16 protein-coding genes and 2 pseudogenes are annotated in these 13,974 nt (G+C 69.0%); 8 read left to right on the top strand and 10 right to left on the bottom strand.

The genetic code is table 11. The features are described from left to right. The first annotated feature begins 48 nt into the window (after positions 1-48). The 3 genes from RM704_RS05800 to RM704_RS05790 all read left to right on the top strand — a co-directional run bounded on the left by RM704_RS05800 (position 49) and on the right by RM704_RS05790 (position 3,531). Positions 49-603 (top strand): SigE family RNA polymerase sigma factor, encoded by a 555-nt coding sequence (locus RM704_RS05800; protein WP_033532228.1) that lies wholly within the window; start codon positions 49-51, stop codon positions 601-603. After that, complete coding sequence (locus RM704_RS05795; RefSeq protein ID WP_033532229.1) at positions 600-1,973, top strand: outer membrane protein assembly factor BamB family protein; 1,374 nt, start codon at positions 600-602, stop codon at positions 1,971-1,973. Before RM704_RS05800 ends, RM704_RS05795 begins: the two co-directional genes overlap by 4 nt. A 757-nt stretch (positions 1,974-2,730) precedes the next feature. Then, positions 2,731-3,531: a restriction endonuclease gene (locus RM704_RS05790; protein WP_033532230.1), complete on the top strand. Its 801-nt coding sequence runs from the start codon at positions 2,731-2,733 to the stop codon at positions 3,529-3,531. 11 nt (positions 3,532-3,542) lie between these two features. On the opposite strand, the pseudogene RM704_RS05785 reads toward RM704_RS05790, so the two are convergent. Both RM704_RS05785 and RM704_RS05780 read right to left on the bottom strand, forming a co-directional pair. Further along, a pseudogene (locus tag RM704_RS05785) lies at positions 3,543-3,650 on the bottom strand (VOC family protein); the annotation flags it as partial. Positions 3,651-3,756: 106 nt separating this feature from the next. Then, on the bottom strand, positions 3,757-3,861 hold the full coding sequence (locus RM704_RS05780) for a DUF6420 family protein (RefSeq protein WP_311590235.1): 105 nt from the start codon (positions 3,859-3,861) through the stop codon (positions 3,757-3,759). A 108-nt stretch (positions 3,862-3,969) separates the two neighbouring features. Between RM704_RS05780 and RM704_RS05775 the strand changes: the two genes are divergently transcribed. After that, positions 3,970-4,248 carry a hypothetical protein gene (locus tag RM704_RS05775; protein WP_052146563.1) on the top strand — a complete coding sequence of 93 codons (279 nt, stop codon included), beginning with the start codon at positions 3,970-3,972 and terminating at the stop codon, positions 4,246-4,248. 100 nt (positions 4,249-4,348) lie between these two features. Here RM704_RS05775 and RM704_RS05770 read toward each other — a convergent pair whose 3' ends face one another. Both RM704_RS05770 and RM704_RS05765 read right to left on the bottom strand, forming a co-directional pair. Continuing rightward, positions 4,349-4,894, bottom strand: coding sequence for a GNAT family N-acetyltransferase (locus tag RM704_RS05770; RefSeq protein ID WP_033532231.1), 546 nt, complete (start codon positions 4,892-4,894; stop codon positions 4,349-4,351). Further along, on the bottom strand, positions 4,879-6,141 hold the full coding sequence (locus RM704_RS05765) for an NsdA family TPR-like regulatory protein (RefSeq protein ID WP_311589870.1): 1,263 nt from the start codon (positions 6,139-6,141) through the stop codon (positions 4,879-4,881). The genes RM704_RS05770 and RM704_RS05765 overlap by 16 nt, the downstream gene beginning before the upstream one ends. A 465-nt stretch (positions 6,142-6,606) precedes the next feature. Here RM704_RS05765 and RM704_RS05760 point away from each other — a divergent pair, with 465 nt between their 5' ends. Further along, positions 6,607-6,777: a hypothetical protein gene (locus RM704_RS05760; protein ID WP_157856833.1), complete on the top strand. Its 171-nt coding sequence runs from the start codon at positions 6,607-6,609 to the stop codon at positions 6,775-6,777. A gap of 151 nt (positions 6,778-6,928) precedes the next feature. Here the strand turns inward: RM704_RS05760 and RM704_RS05755 are convergent, their stop codons facing one another. From RM704_RS05755 to RM704_RS45445, 3 genes are all read right to left on the bottom strand, one after another. Continuing rightward, positions 6,929-7,201: an FAD-dependent monooxygenase gene (locus tag RM704_RS05755; protein WP_078937536.1), complete on the bottom strand. Its 273-nt coding sequence runs from the start codon at positions 7,199-7,201 to the stop codon at positions 6,929-6,931. A 274-nt stretch (positions 7,202-7,475) separates the two neighbouring features. Further along, the gene (locus tag RM704_RS05750; protein WP_311589866.1) at positions 7,476-8,330 is read right to left on the bottom strand and encodes an SMP-30/gluconolactonase/LRE family protein; all 855 of its coding nucleotides are present in this window, start codon (positions 8,328-8,330) and stop codon (positions 7,476-7,478) included. Positions 8,331-8,491: 161 nt separating this feature from the next. Next, positions 8,492-9,034: a zinc-binding dehydrogenase gene (locus tag RM704_RS45445; RefSeq protein WP_399346592.1), complete on the bottom strand. Its 543-nt coding sequence runs from the start codon at positions 9,032-9,034 to the stop codon at positions 8,492-8,494. Between the two features lie 173 nt (positions 9,035-9,207). Here RM704_RS45445 and RM704_RS05740 point away from each other — a divergent pair, with 173 nt between their 5' ends. Next, positions 9,208-9,372: a hypothetical protein gene (locus RM704_RS05740; RefSeq protein WP_157856834.1), complete on the top strand. Its 165-nt coding sequence runs from the start codon at positions 9,208-9,210 to the stop codon at positions 9,370-9,372. 359 nt (positions 9,373-9,731) lie between these two features. Then, a complete protein-coding gene (locus RM704_RS05735; RefSeq protein WP_438828890.1) occupies positions 9,732-10,115 on the top strand; it encodes a GtrA domain-containing protein in 384 nt (127 codons plus the stop codon). A gap of 331 nt (positions 10,116-10,446) precedes the next feature. On the opposite strand, the pseudogene RM704_RS05730 reads toward RM704_RS05735, so the two are convergent. Both RM704_RS05730 and RM704_RS05725 read right to left on the bottom strand, forming a co-directional pair. Continuing rightward, a pseudogene (locus RM704_RS05730) lies at positions 10,447-10,648 on the bottom strand (metal-sensitive transcriptional regulator); the annotation flags it as partial. 346 nt (positions 10,649-10,994) lie between these two features. Further along, the gene (locus RM704_RS05725; protein WP_311589863.1) at positions 10,995-12,533 is read right to left on the bottom strand and encodes an RIP homotypic interaction motif-containing protein; all 1,539 of its coding nucleotides are present in this window, start codon (positions 12,531-12,533) and stop codon (positions 10,995-10,997) included. Positions 12,534-12,792: 259 nt separating this feature from the next. Between RM704_RS05725 and RM704_RS05720 the strand changes: the two genes are divergently transcribed. Further along, a complete protein-coding gene (locus RM704_RS05720) occupies positions 12,793-13,173 on the top strand; it encodes a hypothetical protein (protein ID WP_311589860.1) in 381 nt (126 codons plus the stop codon). 136 nt (positions 13,174-13,309) lie between these two features. Here RM704_RS05720 and RM704_RS05715 read toward each other — a convergent pair whose 3' ends face one another. Continuing rightward, entirely contained in the window at positions 13,310-13,723 is a 414-nt protein-coding gene (locus RM704_RS05715; RefSeq protein WP_311589857.1) for a helicase associated domain-containing protein, read from the bottom strand. Between the last annotated feature and the right edge of the window lie 251 nt (positions 13,724-13,974).

Raw genomic sequence — 13,974 nt, 5'->3', positions numbered from 1 at the left:
GTGCGTGGCTCAGCACGTCGTGAGGGGTGCCGAGAAGGGGGAGGGTTGATGAAGGCGTCGAGTCACGACGAGTTCCGGGAGTTCGTAGCGATGCGCTCCACCGCGCTGCTGCGGCTCGCGGTGCTGCTCACGGGCGGGGACCGGCATGGAGCCGAGGATCTGCTGCAGATCGCGCTGATGAAGGTCTACGGACGCTGGTCGAGCATCGAGCAGCCCGAGGCGTATGTGCGCCAGGTCATGTACCGCCAGCAGGTCAACCGCTGGCGGCTGCGCGGACACCGTGCGGAGACGACAGTGCCCGTACTGCCGGAATCGGGCACCGACGCCGACGCCGGGGCCGAGTCCGAGCTGCGGATCGCGCTGTGGGCGGCTCTCGCGCGACTGACCAAGCGCCAGCGGGCCGTGGTCGTCCTGCGCTACTTCGAGGACCTACCGGAGGCCGAGGTCGCCGCGCTGCTGAGATGCCCGGTCGGCACCGTGCGCAGCACGGCACACAGATCGCTCGCCAAACTGCGGGCCCTCGTCCCGGAACTGGGGCCCGCCGGGCCTGCGGACGGACAGGCACAGCAGCTCAGCCTTACGCCGAAGGGGGTTCAGGGATGACGACGGAACAGGTGGAGCAGAAGGTCCGGGAGACGCTGCACGCCGTTGACCTGGATCGCGTACGGGCACCCGGGGACCTGGTCGAGAAGGTGGTGCGGCGGCACGCCCGGCGCCGCTTCTCGCAGGTGGCGGGGACGGCGGCGGCCGTGGCCGCGATCACCGTGGGGGTGGTGTTCGGTTTCGGGGGCGGCGGGGTGGGCGACCAGGACCGGCCGGCGCGGCCGGCGCAGTCGCCGGAGGGCTGGCAGCCGTGGCGTACCGACGCGCGGGGCGCCGTCGAACGGGGCTGCCTGGTGGACGGCTCGGCGCTGTACTGCGCCGGGTCCAAGTACGACGCCGCGAAGTTCGACGCGAACACCGGCGAACGGCTGTGGACGGTCAAGGTCAACGGCGACGGCGGCTTCGGGTCCGACCATCCGGTCGCCGTGCGCGACGGCGTGTTCTACGGCTACCGCAACCACACCGCCGAGAAGGGGCCGAACGGGAACTACGCCCCCGGCACCGACCTGATGGCGGTGGACACCGACAGCGGCAAAGTGCTGTGGACGGTGACGCTGGCGAGCGACAACCGTGACGACCAGGCCGTCCTGCTCATCGACGGCGCGGTGCTGGCCAACGCTCCGAAGGACCGGACGCTGTCGGCCGTCGATCCGGGCACCGGCAAGGTGAAGTGGCGCCACACCTGGGGCAAGGGCATCTGGTGCGACCGGGTGGTGCTGAGCGGTGTCCCCTACCTGCTGTGCGCGCCGGAGACCAAAAAGCCCGGCTTGACCGACGTCCTCCGTCTCGACCCCACCACCGGACGGACCACCAAGATCACGGCGCTCCCCGGCAGGCAGCAGATCGTCGGGACCTGGGGGGACCGGATCGTCCTGACCAGGACGCCGGAGCGGACGAGCGTGGTCTTCGAGAAGGAGGAGCAGAAAGCGAGGACCGAGAGGCTGACCGTCATCGACAGCTCGGGCAGGCAGACCCCGCTGTCCTACCCGGTCCGGGGAACCCCGGCCGCCAAGGCCCTCGTCGGCGACCGTCTGATCTCCGTGTCCCGTGCGGGCCAGGCGTCCTCCTACTCGCTCACGACAGGAAAGACCCTGTGGACCGCCCCGGTCGGCATCAAGGTGCCCGACAGCGAGGCGAACTGGCCCGAGCTGGCGAAACCGGTGGTGTCACCGCACCGGAACGTCGTGTACTTCTTCGGCCCGGACGGCGATCTGTCCGGCCTCGACGCGAACACGGGTGAGCAGATCTGGCGCGGTCACGTCGACGCCGGCAAGCACGGAGCCATGCCCCAGGCCCTGCTCCACGGGGACGTACTGATCGCCCGGAGCGGCAGCAGGATGGTCTCCTTCCTGCCCAGCCTGGGCGACTGACCGCCCGCCCCCGGCCCGGACGGTGACCACCGTCCCGGTCGGGGGCATCGCGCCCCCGGGCCCGGAGACCGGCCCGGCCCGTCCCGTCACGCTCGGGTCAAGCGCGGCGCCTTCACCGCGCCGATCCGGCCCAGGCCAGAAAGGTCGCGCTGAGCGAACGGCTTCCTCAGCACTCCGAAGCCCACCTGAACTGGTGCGACGCGGCAGATCAGTGACGAGGTTGTCTCCCCTTGCAGAAGAGCGGTTCGCAGTAGGCCGGGATGATGGGTCCCTCCACCACGGTCTCGTGTGTGCCGTCCCCGGGCGGGCGTTTCGCAGTAGCTGATGGGCTTCTCGGAGGCCCGCAGAGCCAGGCAGGCGCTCGATGCCACGATGCAGCCAAGCTCGGTTCCGCACCGCACGATCGGAGGCGCCCTTGGCTGCCAGAGCGCTCCCAGGATGACGTCCCGCTCCAACAGTCCTGCGCTGCTCAGGTCCTGCAGGATGCGCTGGGCTTGCTGCTTGCCGAACTGGTCACCGAAGTCGTTGTTCTTGTAAAAGTCCAGTCGGCGGCTCAGTGTGGTTGCTCAGTCCTGCGGGCCGGCGTCCGGTTACCTCCGACACCGGCGACACCGTCCGTATATGGGCGCTGAGTTGACTCGGAGACGAGGCCGGAGGAGCACCCGCCGTCGCCCGGTGCGGCGGCGGAACGGTGAACTTCTCGATCTTGGGCACACGGTGAGTTGATCTTCCCATCGGTCCTACGAGGGGGCATGCCGTGACCACACCCGCGCGACGTACAGCGCCTGCGAACCGCCGACGAGGGTTCGACCTCCGCTCCACCGCCCTATTCTTCGTCCTTCTCGCCATGGTCGTCAGCATGGTGGGCTTCGCGGTCCACACCGTGGCCGGCGCTCTGGAGCGGCGCCCCGCCTGGGTGTTCGTCCTAATCGTGGTGGCTGTCGCGGGTCTCGCGGGTTCCCTGCGCCTGCGGCGCCGGTGGCACGTGGCGAGCGCGGCACGCCGAGCGGCGGCGGCACTCGACCGGGCGGCGAGGGAAGCGGCCGACTGCCTGGAGGCCGAGGTCGAAGCCCGGGCCGAAACCGGGACCGAGGCGCCGACGGTTCCCCGTCCGCGTCCGGCCGCCGACCACACCGTCGAGACCGTCGATGCCGACTACGACGCCCTGACACCCGAGGAGTTCGAGGAGGCGGTCGCCGCCCTCTGCGAACGTGACGGCTGCACCGCCGTCGAGGTCGTCGGCGGGGCAGGAGACCTCGGCGCCGACGTGGTCGCCGCGGCACCCGACGGGAGCCGGATCGTCGTCCAGTGCAAGCAGTACGGCGCATCGCACCGGGTCGGTTCGCAGGATCTGCAGCGCTTCGGCGGGACCTGCTTCACCGTCCACGAGGCCGATGTGGCCGTACTGGTCACCACCAGCGACTTCACCGCGCCGGCTCTGGAGTACGCCGAACAGTGCGGGATCGTCTGCATGGGCGGGGAGGCCCTGCGCGCATGGACGGACGGCACCGGCCCCCGCCCCTGGGAGGTTCCCCTCGCGGAAGGGGCTGCCGGGTAGGCGAGAACGACTCAGTCGAGACAGAACTCGTTGCCCTCGATGTCCTGCATCACGATGCACGCGTCGGTGCCGTCGTAGAGGAGTCGCACGCGGACCGCGCCCCGGGGAGCCCGCCGAGCCACTCGTGGCCGGGCGTCGACGAGTCGCCGAGCACGATCAACAGGGGAGGTCCGTTGAGGATTTCCGTACTCCAGCGCGGGATTCCCACTCAGCAGAGGTCGAGTTTCAGCAGTTCCTGAGCCCGGTGTCACCCAGCTCAACCGCGAGTAGCGCGCGTACGAACGCGGTCAGATCGATAGCGTCCTTCCACACCTCGAAGCAGCGGAACACGCCAGGCGAGAACCGGGCCCGGTGCCTGCACCCCGCCTCAAGGCAGCGCCCCTCCGCTCGGCGCGGGTGGAACTGTTCGAGGATGAGCCGGTAAGCCGTCTTCACGACGTGATCGAATCGGTGTCGCGCCGCCTCGCCGGGGACGGCGGGCTCGGCGAGTACGCGCTCGTGCCCGACGTCGCGCTGGAGCTCATGATCGGCGTGCGGCAGGAACTGCCGCTGCACAACGCCCACGTCGAAGGCCTCACCCGGCTCCTGCGGGACGCCATCGGCACCATCGGCGCGGGCAGCGGCCCCGGAGAGGGGAACTGCTCTCACTGCGGCGGGAGGGGCCTGGCCCGCCCGCTGTGGAAGCCGTCGTTCTCAGCCGACCAGGACGTCGCGTAGTTCCCGTACGGCACGCTCCCGGTCGTGCTTTGCGGGGATCGCCTCGTACACGACGACGGCCCGCTCCGGGTGGGAGCGGGCCGTAAGCTGGTGGTCCCGGTCAGGCCGTGTGCGTGCGGTCGAGCAGCATCACGGCATACAGCGGGGAGTCTGGGAATGGCTGGCGCTCGCCGACCTTCTTGTATCCCCAGCCCTCGTACATCGCCTGGAGCCGGGGCCGCTTGGTGTCCACCGTGAGCACGGCCAGGGCTTCGGGCCGGTCGGCGAGCAGCGCGGCGTGCAGCCGCTCCCCAAGACCCTGCTTGCGCCATTTCTGCCTGAGCATCAGCTCCGAGACGGAGAACGTCGACGGGTCCGCCGGCTCTTCGGCCAGGTACTCACGCCACCATTCGCGGCCCGGCTCGCCCGGCGCCCCGTAGGTGAACCCGATGGGTTCACCGCCCGCGTAGGCGACCACGCACGCGAATCCTTCACGCCCGCCCCAGTGGTCCACGAACCAGGGGAAGCGCTGTACGAACTCTTCGTGCCGCCGCTCGAAGTAGGCGTCTGCGTGGACATCGAGCAGGGTGGGCCGGATGTCGGGCAGGTCGTCGTGTCCGTAGCGGCGCAGGTCGATGGCGGGTGCCGTGGTCACGCGGGGCTCCATTCGGATCGGTAACGGTCGGCCCACTCGCGCGCCACGGTGGTGGAGGGCGCGAGCGTGAGGAGATCACGGTAGAAGTCGCCCAGCAGGACGCGCAGTCGGCCGGGCAACGGGCTTCCGGACATCAGGGTGAAGGCGTCCTCGGTCGTGGCGCAGGCTTGTTCGGCGTCGCCCTGGCGGAGCTGGGCGATGGCGAGGTCCACGGTGGTCATGGCGCGGTTGCGCCGGAAGGAGGCCGGCAGCGCGGACAGGGCGCGGTGCGAGGCCGCTTCCGCCTCCACGGGCTGACCGAGACGGCTGCGGACGATCCCGGTCAGAGCGTGGAGCTCTGCGGGCCCGTAGAAGGCGATCCAGGACGGCCGGGGGCGGGCCTCGGCTCGCACGAGGGCCTCTTCGGCGTATCCGATCGAGCGGATGGTGGCCTGCCGGTCGCCCTGGTAGGCGTGCCCGATTGCGGCCCGGGCGTGCGCGAGGGATCCGAACAGCGGATCGCGGCGCGTGATCGCGCAGGACTGAGCCGCCTGTGCCGCTGCGACACCTTCGGCGTGGTGACCGAGCTGGTGCGCAAGGATCGAGGTGGAGTTCCACACCCGCATCTGTGCCACAGGGTCCTGCGACAGCCCGGCCAGCCTCAGCGCCTCGTTCACGTGGCTGCGGGCGCGATCGAGCTGGCGGGCGTCGATGCACGACCAGGCGGCGGCCGTGGTGTAGTCGGCGGCGACACCGAATAACCGTTGCCGGATCGTCTGCGAGGCGGAGTGGTCCTGGAGGCCGACAGCCTCGGCTGCGCCGGCAAGCGCGGCGCGTTCGAGAGCGGCGTGTCCGCCGCGTTTCTGATCGAGCAGGGTGAGCCGGTCCAGGCCGTCCCGCAGGCGGATCACATCGGAGGTGCCCACCGTGGTGGAACGGGTGCTGGCGGCCGGCAGGGCGGTGACTGCGAGCGCGGACGTGGCGGCGGTGCAAAAGCGGCGGCGGAGCATGGCTGAGGGGTCCTCGTAGGGCGGTGCGGGCGTGCCGGGGGGATAGAAGCCAAGGCAGACGGGTGTGCATCCGAATACTGCCGTCAGGGCGTCTCGCTGGCGCTGGTGCGGCCAGCGAGATTTTCCGGTTACCCAGTTGCGGACCGTGCGGTCACCGACCGTCCCCTTGTGACCGGCCGCCTTCAGCTCCTCGTTCACCCTGTCGGCCAACGCCCCCTGGTTGAAGGCGTGTTCGGTCATGTGGGCCTGCAACCGGAAATTTCCTTCCACACACTCACCGTAGCCGCGTGATCATGCAGCGTGGAGGGGTTGGGAGATTCCCGCCCCTCAGAAATTTCCGGTCACCGCGAGTAGCAACGGGCGCACTTTTCCTAACCGTTGACCTCGCTCCGGCGTTGGACTGGACATGCGCCCCGGTGAACGCCACAGGCGCCGGCGGCCGTCTCTCGTTCCCCCGTGGGAGATGGCCGCCACAAGCTTCCCGACCGCGAGCGCGAGGCACCCCAACATGACGACGCGCAGCACGCCGCCCAAGCCAGTTGCCGGGGCCTACGTGGACGCCCCGGCGATTCACCGCGAACGGCTGAGCACACAGCAGATCTCAGGCCGCTCGTGCTGCTGGTGCAGCGGAACTCCGGACCCCAGGTTTCCGGTGCCGATACTGCGCGGTGACGCCCTGTACGCCTGCACCCCCTGCGCGTCCATGTACGGAGTCCCGGCCATGGAGGCGAACCAGTGACCCGCGCCGGCACCGACGACTTCCCGGCCGGGCTGGACGACTGGACCGCCCGCGACTGGGCGGACTACCGGGCTCGGGTCGAAGACGGCGAGGGCAGCGCACACGCCGTTCAGCGGCGCCGCCGTCGTCAAGCACGAAGCGAGACACCGCAGGAGAGTGCACCGTGACCGGCGCGTGGCGGCGTTTCCCCAGTAGCCGCCGGGGCGCTGTCTAACGGGCCTCGAAGACCGCCATCTCCCCACCGTCCGACGAAGGGAATGCCATGACGTACCGCAGCGACACCTACGGCGACCGCACCGCCGACGAGTACGACGCCCTCTACAGCGACTTCGTGCCGCCAGCCGCGCAGATCCGATTACTGGCCCAGCTGGCGGGCGCCACACCCGCCGTGGAGATCGGCTCCGGAACCGGGCGGGCCTTCCGGGCCCGAGGGGCGGCCCCCGATCGCTCCAGCATCGTCACGTCGACTCCGGCGTGCGACAGGGCCAATGCGCTCATCAGACCCGCGAGAGATGCACCGACGACGATGGCGGCGCCCTGGCGCTCGTCCCGGTTCCCGGTACGGGGCACGTCGCGCATAGCTGTGGTCACGCTGTTGTTCTCCTCACGGAGTCGTCACGGTGTTGGTCTGGGCGGGCGCGCTGTGGCGGGCGTCGAGGCTCGGGGTGGACGTCTCGGCGGCGCTGTCCAGCGTGATCACTGGGCCCTTGCCGTGGTGTCCCATCCCCCGAGGAAGTGGGGCACTGACCATGCAACCGGCAATGGTGATGACGTGGGAGTCTCGGTTGTGAGGGGTACCTGCAGGGACCCCCAGCTGGCATCCCCGCAGGCCACGCCCTTTGCACCACTGGGAACTGCTGGACGCTCAGTGTGAGAGCAGCGCGCCGAGGTCGATCTTCCCGCTCTGCACTTGCGCGTCGTGGGGCTCGTTGAGTCCGCCGTCGGTGATGTACAGCCGCTTCCCGCGCACTGCGGTGGCGGTGGGCGAGGCGAGGCCGTCCGAGGCGGTCAGCACGGTCCTGGTGGACCCGTTCGGGTAGACGACCGCGATCTTGTTCTGTGTGTTCAGCGCGGCGAACACGACGTTGGAGTGGTCGCTGAGGAAGTTGAAGTCATCGATGCCAGTGAGGCCGTCGGCGACCGTGTGGATCCGGCCCGGAGTTCCGGTGGCGGTGACGGGGACCCGCAGCAGGGTGCCCTTGCTGAGGTTGGAGACCCATACGGCGCCGTTGTGGAAGCGGAGTCCGTTCGCGCCGTACGGCACGGGCGCGGACTCCTCGATCGCGAGGGCGGGGTCGACCAGCCACGCGGTCGCGGGGCCGCCTGCGACCGGTACGGCCCAGACAGCGCCCTTCTGGCTGTCGGCGACGTACAAGGTGCGTCCGGCCGGATCGATGGCCAGACCGTTGGGGACTCCGCCCGCGGGCAATGCCGCGATGCGGTGAGGAGTGCCGCCGGGCGGCAGCTTCCACACCCCGTTCCGGGAGGCGTCGGAGGACCACACGTTGTAGTAGACGGTGCCGTCGTGGCCGCGAGTGTTGCCGGTGATTCCGTCGCCCTTCTGCCCGGTGACCAGCACCGTGCGGTGCCCGGACGGTGCGATCCGCACCAGTGCCGGCCGTTCGCCCGCGGGCGTGCCCACCAGATGGAGACGCATTCTGTGCGCAGGGGGCGGGGCGTGCTGGCCCGGTGACGGGGGCGGCAGGTCGGGCGCGGTCATGTCACGCGGATGACGACGTTGCCGGCTTGGTGCGTCCTTGCTCGGGGCGGGCCATGGCTTCATGGGTCTGGCCGAAGTCGAAAACGGGAAGTCCACGACCGGCCGGATGACCTCGGCGTCGACGAGGGCGGCTCGTTCGCGGAGCTGGTCGCCGCTGGCCTTCATGCACCGTACGTCACCTGGTGTCGGCGGGCACGTCGGCACATCCGGTGGCTCGGGGCGGCCATGGCCGGCCCGACGGCGGGATCGGCGCCGATCTCCCGGGCGAAGGTGCGGTCGGGTGGCCCGGTGATACCGATGACGGTCCCGCCCGGCTTCGGCACCCGCCATGACGTGCCGAGGGTTTCGTCCCCGACCGTGCCGATGACGACGTCGTAGTCGTACCGCCCCGACCCGAACGCCTGCTTCCGGCAGTCGATGACGACATCCGCGCCGAGGCTCTTCACCAGGGCGGTCTTCGTCGCGCTCGCGGTCGTGGCCACGCTCGCACCGAGACGCTTCGCCGGCTGGATGGCGATGGGACGAGGCCCTGGACCGGTCGCGGAGATACGTAATGCTGAAGAGCGGTGCTTTTGACCCCCGCACCACCAGATCCGCCAACGTCCTGTCCTCGCTTCCGGTTTCGATGATCGCGGTCGCCATGTCGTCTTCCGCGTACGCGCGAGTGCGCTGACCAGCCCGACGCTACGGACAGTGAGCCGCAAGCGGATCGGTCATCGGATCGGTCATCGGATCGGTCACGGAGACTTCCGACGTTCGGATCGCCGTCGGGCCACGCCTGCGCCCGGCTTTCCGGGCCCGGATCGAGAAGCTGTCCGCGTCCGCCCGCACCGCGCTCCTTCTCGCCGCCGCCGATGACCGCAGCGATCGCAGCACCATGCGCCAGGCCGCACTTGTGCTCGGCCTCGACGCAATCGCGTGGGACGAGGCGATGCACTCGGGCCTGCTCACCACACGAGCGGACGACCGCGTCTGCTTCCGCCACCAACTGATGGAGGCGGTGGTCGACGAGCCGTGTTCTACCCGCCCGTCCCCCGTGTGAGTACGGTCATAATTCAAAATCGGCCAAACCCTTGCCGAGGGGTCGGCAACTGTAGTCGTATGGTCGTAAGGCAAAGAAGCGGAAGCGGTCGGGCGGCAGAGTTGTGCGAGCCCCGCCGGTCCAGGAGGTTCACCCTCCCCATCCGAAAGGGACTTCCTGCGAAGTCGCTGGTCGCATCGAAGCCGACGCCGGCAACGGCGGGTGAATCGCGGGAGGCGGGGCAGGCGAAGGTCGATGCGGCTGCGGCGCGACATGGCCTGGGTGCCTCCGGTCCACTCGCCTCTTTTGCCCGGTTCGTTCTGTTCGGCGGCGGTGTCGGGGTCGCGTCCAGCGCCGCCGTGGCGGTGCTCGCAGGACTGATGCCTTGGGCTGTGGCGAACGCGCTGATCACCGTCGCCTCCACTGCGCTCGGCACGGAGCTCCACGCACGCTTCACCTTCGGGACAGGGCGTGCCGGATGGCGCCAGCACTGGCAGTCGGCGGGGTCGGCCACGGCCGCCTACGCGGTGACCTCCGCCGCGGTGTTCGTCCTGCACCTGGTGCAACCGTCGGCCGCAACTCTCTACGAGCAAGCCGTCTACCTCGGCGCCGCCGGGCTCGCCGGTATCGGCCGTTTCCTGGTGCTGCGCCTGTTCGTCTTCGCCGACGGCCGGACCCGCCCGACAACGCGGGCCATGGGCTCCTCGCCGGCTGGCCGAGCGGGCGCGCAGGTGTCCGTGCTCTCACCGGTTCCTGCACTCTGAGCGGCCACACCCCCGGCCCGTTTCGCAGCCCTGTACTTCCCGCCCCGCCTCTGCACGAACTCCAGGCCAAGAACCGCACCTGCCCGTCCGGCCGACGGTGCCCGGCCGGCGCAGCCCGCAGGACGAGGAGGGCAGCCGCCCCGGTATGACGGGTAACGCCGGGAGCGGCTGCCGGGCAGGGCAGCTCAGCTGCCGCATGGGTATCCCGCCGCCGGTATCGGGCGGCACGGCGAACGGTTCACCCGGGCGCCGGGCGCATCACGCCACAGCGCCGCCGGCGGTCGGCTCTGCACGGCGGACGAACTGATGGTCGTGGTGCGGTCGAGGTGTGTCAGGCGAGGGCGAGGAAGAGTTTTTCGAGTTCGGCTTCGCTCATCGGGGGTGTGTCCTCACTGGCGCATGCCACTGGCGACGATTTTGAAGCCGGCGCGGTCCAGGGCGCGGGAAACGGCGGCGAGCTGAGTGACGACGTCCTTGCAGTCGCGGCCGGCCTCGATCATGGCGATGACACCGGCGAGCTGTCCCTGGACGCGACAGCCTCGCCGGCGGGGCCGCCGATGTGCAGCCGGTGACCGGCCGAGGTGGCGTGCACGATGCTGGTAACGGGTGCTGCTGTGATCAGGGAGCGGACCAGCCGTCCCGTCCGGGAGCCCCACAGGCTCAGGCCGCTGGCGGTCCCGGCGGCCAGCAGTGCCGAGCCGCTGTCCTGTGCGAGGGCAAGCTGTTGTGGACGGGGGAACCTCAATGCGGTGGATCTCGTTCCGGCCGTCTGGGTTCCACAGCCTGACTCCCCGACTCAAGGATTGGCTGGTTCGGTGCACTGACTCTGCCGCTCCTGCGGGCAGCAGGCATCGGACCCGCACGCCCTGCCTGGGTGCTTCAGGGAAAGCTGATCCCCCCGATGCCGCGGTCGGAGGGGTCTGGCATGTCAGCTTGCGGCGTCTCTGCCTGAGGTGAATAGGTTGACGCGCTAGACCGGTATGGGGCGTCGACATACGGTGCAGCCATTTGCTCACGCTCCGCGGCCTGTCGTCGCCGGGCGGCACTAACGCGACGCGCCTGGTCCTTGACCTCGTTGGTCAGCCTTCTGCCGTTCAGCGCGGGAGAGACCTCATGGGTGGCCTCCACCCTGTTGCGGCGGCCATGGGTGACCCCGTCGGCGGCCGTGACCGTCTTCACGCCGTTCGCATACTCGATACGCCCGGCACTCGGGCGCTTGAACGCAGTTGTCTGCAGTGCGCTGTCGACTAGGCTGCGCAGCTTGTCCCGGTTGGGGGCCTCAAGGCCGACGACCGCGTCGATGAGAGCTTCGGCCAGCGCAGGATGCTCTCGAAGCAGCGCCCGTTCGTTCACCTGGGGCCGCTTGCAGGTGTAGGCGAATTCGTTGGTCTGCACATTGTGGTCCCCGATCTGCACACCCTGGCAGTGTCGGATCAAAATCGTTGCGTCCTCCCCGTGCACTAGCCGCAGGGCCTCGCTGTCCGGGGAAGTCCTCGAGCCAGCTGGCCGAGCCGCCTGACGCTCGAGTTTTCCCAGATCCAGCGTGTCTTTGTGCAGCAGAGAGAATTGGGTCGCGCACAGTTCCTTCATTGCCCGGTCGCGGAGCGTTTTATTTGCAGGATCCAGTGCCAACTCGGCCAGTGCCTCCCGTACCCCGTTGCGGCTGAGTACAGCCGCGAAGTCCGGTTCTTTGATGCGCAGATGGTAGACGTAGCGGTTGTACTGCTGGTTGTCATCTCCCACCTGCACCCCGCGGCAACCAATGATCAGGACGGTCTTCTGCGGCAGAGCTATTTCGAGAGCCGGCTCAGCCGGAGCAGACGATGCCATCTCTGGGATGTCGGTGGTGCTGGGCCTGGGTGGTGTGGGGATCCAGGTCAGCAGTGGTTCGACGTCGGGCTGGTCGGAGTCTGTGTCGGTGGTGCTGGGCCTGGGTGGTGTGGGGATCCAGGTCAGCAGTGGTTCGACGTCGGGCTGGTCGGAGTCTGTGTCGGTGGTGCTGGGCCTGGGTGGTGTGGGGGCCCAGGCCAGCAGTGGTTCGATCGTAGGAGGTCCAGACGAAGCGTGTTGCGGCGACTGGGCAAGGACAGTCACAATCGTCTCGTCGCTCACTGGATCGTGCCGCTGGGAGATGTACTGCAGCGGAGGCGGGCTCAGCGGTAGGGGTTCTGCAACCTTCCTGCCGCCGTTCTGCGCGGCTTGCGTCCTCACCGAGACTGGAGCGGGCCTGTTCGTGGCGGCCATGGCCTGAGCCGGGACGGACCCCGCATGCGGCGCATGCCGTTGGCTCCATGTGTCGGAGATGACGACCGCGATCCAGAGCACGATGCCCCCTGCGATCAGCAGCCCAAGCAGGATGCCGAGGAACACGCCACACATGATCAGACCATTGACCGTGTGGACCGCAACAGAGCTCATGAAATTTCGTGTCTGATGTACTCCGGATCCGAAGGCTGGCCCCGCCCACGTGGCGATGCGGATAGCAAGAATCACAGCAATCACAAGGCCTATTTTGCGCAACACGGCCTCCCTGGATGCGAGTTAGGGAACGCTGCAGGCTCCCCATACACGGTATACAGGGTCGAAATAGGGGGCGAAACCCACTCAGTTCTATGGGAAAGTGGATACCTTCCTGAAGCGGCAAAAGATGTGGCAGTAGGAGGGGTTTGTGACAGGTGTGGAGCTGATCCTGGCCGCACTCGCGGCCGGTGCGAGCGCGGGGATCACGGAGACCACCAGCGGTGCCATCGGCGACGCGTACAGAGGGCTTCGCGACGGCCTGCGGGACCGGATTGCCGCACGGGAGGAACGCGCCGCGCCAGACTTGGACGGTCCCGCTCCCGACACCAGCGCGGATACGGAACTGTGGCGGGTCCGGCTCAGTGCCGCGCTCGTCGGCTCCGGTGCGGATCAGGACGAAGCCGTGCTCGCTGACGCGGATCGGCTACTCGAGCTCCTTGAGCCGCCGGGTATCCGCAGCGACCGCTACGTCGACGCGAGAGATTCGAAGGGTATTCAGGTCGGCGACCGCAATACCCAGACCAACCACTTTTCCTGAAGCTTCCCCTTCCGGAAGGGGCGCCGGTCTCCTGGCCGGCGCCCTGGCAGCTGATGAAGGTCCTTTGACGAGTCGGTCGACCGGCTCGCTACCCCAGGCGCCGTCTGATCCCTTGAAGGCACGCGGATCCGCTCATTCAGTCCCAGCGCATACCGAGAGCCGACAACTCCTCGACGCGTTCCACCGCGAGCATGCCTTTACGCGCACGGGAGTTGGCGACGAACACACCAAGCATCAGCTCGGCCCCGTCAACGGTTTCGATGTGCGATCGGGGTACGTTCAGATGCCCTTCTCGGGTGCGGTACTGGCGGGCCGCCGCCAGATTCGCTTCCCACTTCTGGGCCCGGCTGCGCCGAGGGACGACCGCAGACGCAGCCAGCTTCTCCGCACGGGGTTCGATGCGCAACACCTCGCGGAGCAGCCACTGCTGCACGCCACTCAGCGCACTCCACTCCTGCCGCTGCACCTGCACCCAGCGCCCGATGTCCTCGCCCTGCACCAACAACACACCCTCCCGCTCCGGCAGTGAACCTCCGCCCTGCCGGTGCATGCGGGCGAGGTGAAAGCACCGCTGCCACGCCACCGGCCACGCCGGACACCACGCGGGATCGATCTCCTCCAGCGCCCGGCGCCGCTCCCGGCTCAGCCCGCCCACCCCATAGCCGGCCCGCGACTGTCGTCGCCTAGTGGTTCTGAGTGGCTGTTGTGGCTATGAGCTGGGGTTTCTCAGTTTTGTGGGTGGGGTCCTCCTGGTGGGTCGGGTCCTCGGTGTGTGGGGTTGGGTGCGGCGGTGGCTGTCTG

This window comes from Streptomyces gottesmaniae (assembly GCF_031845845.1).
GTDB lineage: Bacteria > Actinomycetota > Actinomycetes > Streptomycetales > Streptomycetaceae > Streptomyces > Streptomyces akebiae.
Note: the sequence above shows the minus strand (reverse complement) of the source record. Positions and strands in the feature narration are given on the sequence as shown.

What these genes read in the sequence shown, in the direction of transcription:
- RM704_RS05795 (WP_033532229.1), top strand. Translation starts at nt 600, where the DNA reads ATGACGACGGAACAGGTGGAGCAGAAGGTCCGGGAGACGCTGCACGCC.
- RM704_RS05770 (WP_033532231.1), bottom strand. Translation starts at nt 4,894, where the DNA reads ATGGAGCCCCGCGTGACCACGGCACCCGCCATCGACCTGCGCCGCTAC.
- RM704_RS05800 (WP_033532228.1), top strand. Translation starts at nt 49, where the DNA reads ATGAAGGCGTCGAGTCACGACGAGTTCCGGGAGTTCGTAGCGATGCGC.
- RM704_RS05715 (WP_311589857.1), bottom strand. Translation starts at nt 13,723, where the DNA reads ATGCACCGGCAGGGCGGAGGTTCACTGCCGGAGCGGGAGGGTGTGTTG.
- RM704_RS05740 (WP_157856834.1), top strand. Translation starts at nt 9,208, where the DNA reads ATGCGCCAGGCCGCACTTGTGCTCGGCCTCGACGCAATCGCGTGGGAC.
- RM704_RS05735 (WP_438828890.1), top strand. Translation starts at nt 9,732, where the DNA reads ATGCCTTGGGCTGTGGCGAACGCGCTGATCACCGTCGCCTCCACTGCG.
- RM704_RS05750 (WP_311589866.1), bottom strand. Translation starts at nt 8,330, where the DNA reads ATGACCGCGCCCGACCTGCCGCCCCCGTCACCGGGCCAGCACGCCCCG.
- RM704_RS05725 (WP_311589863.1), bottom strand. Translation starts at nt 12,533, where the DNA reads ATGAGCTCTGTTGCGGTCCACACGGTCAATGGTCTGATCATGTGTGGC.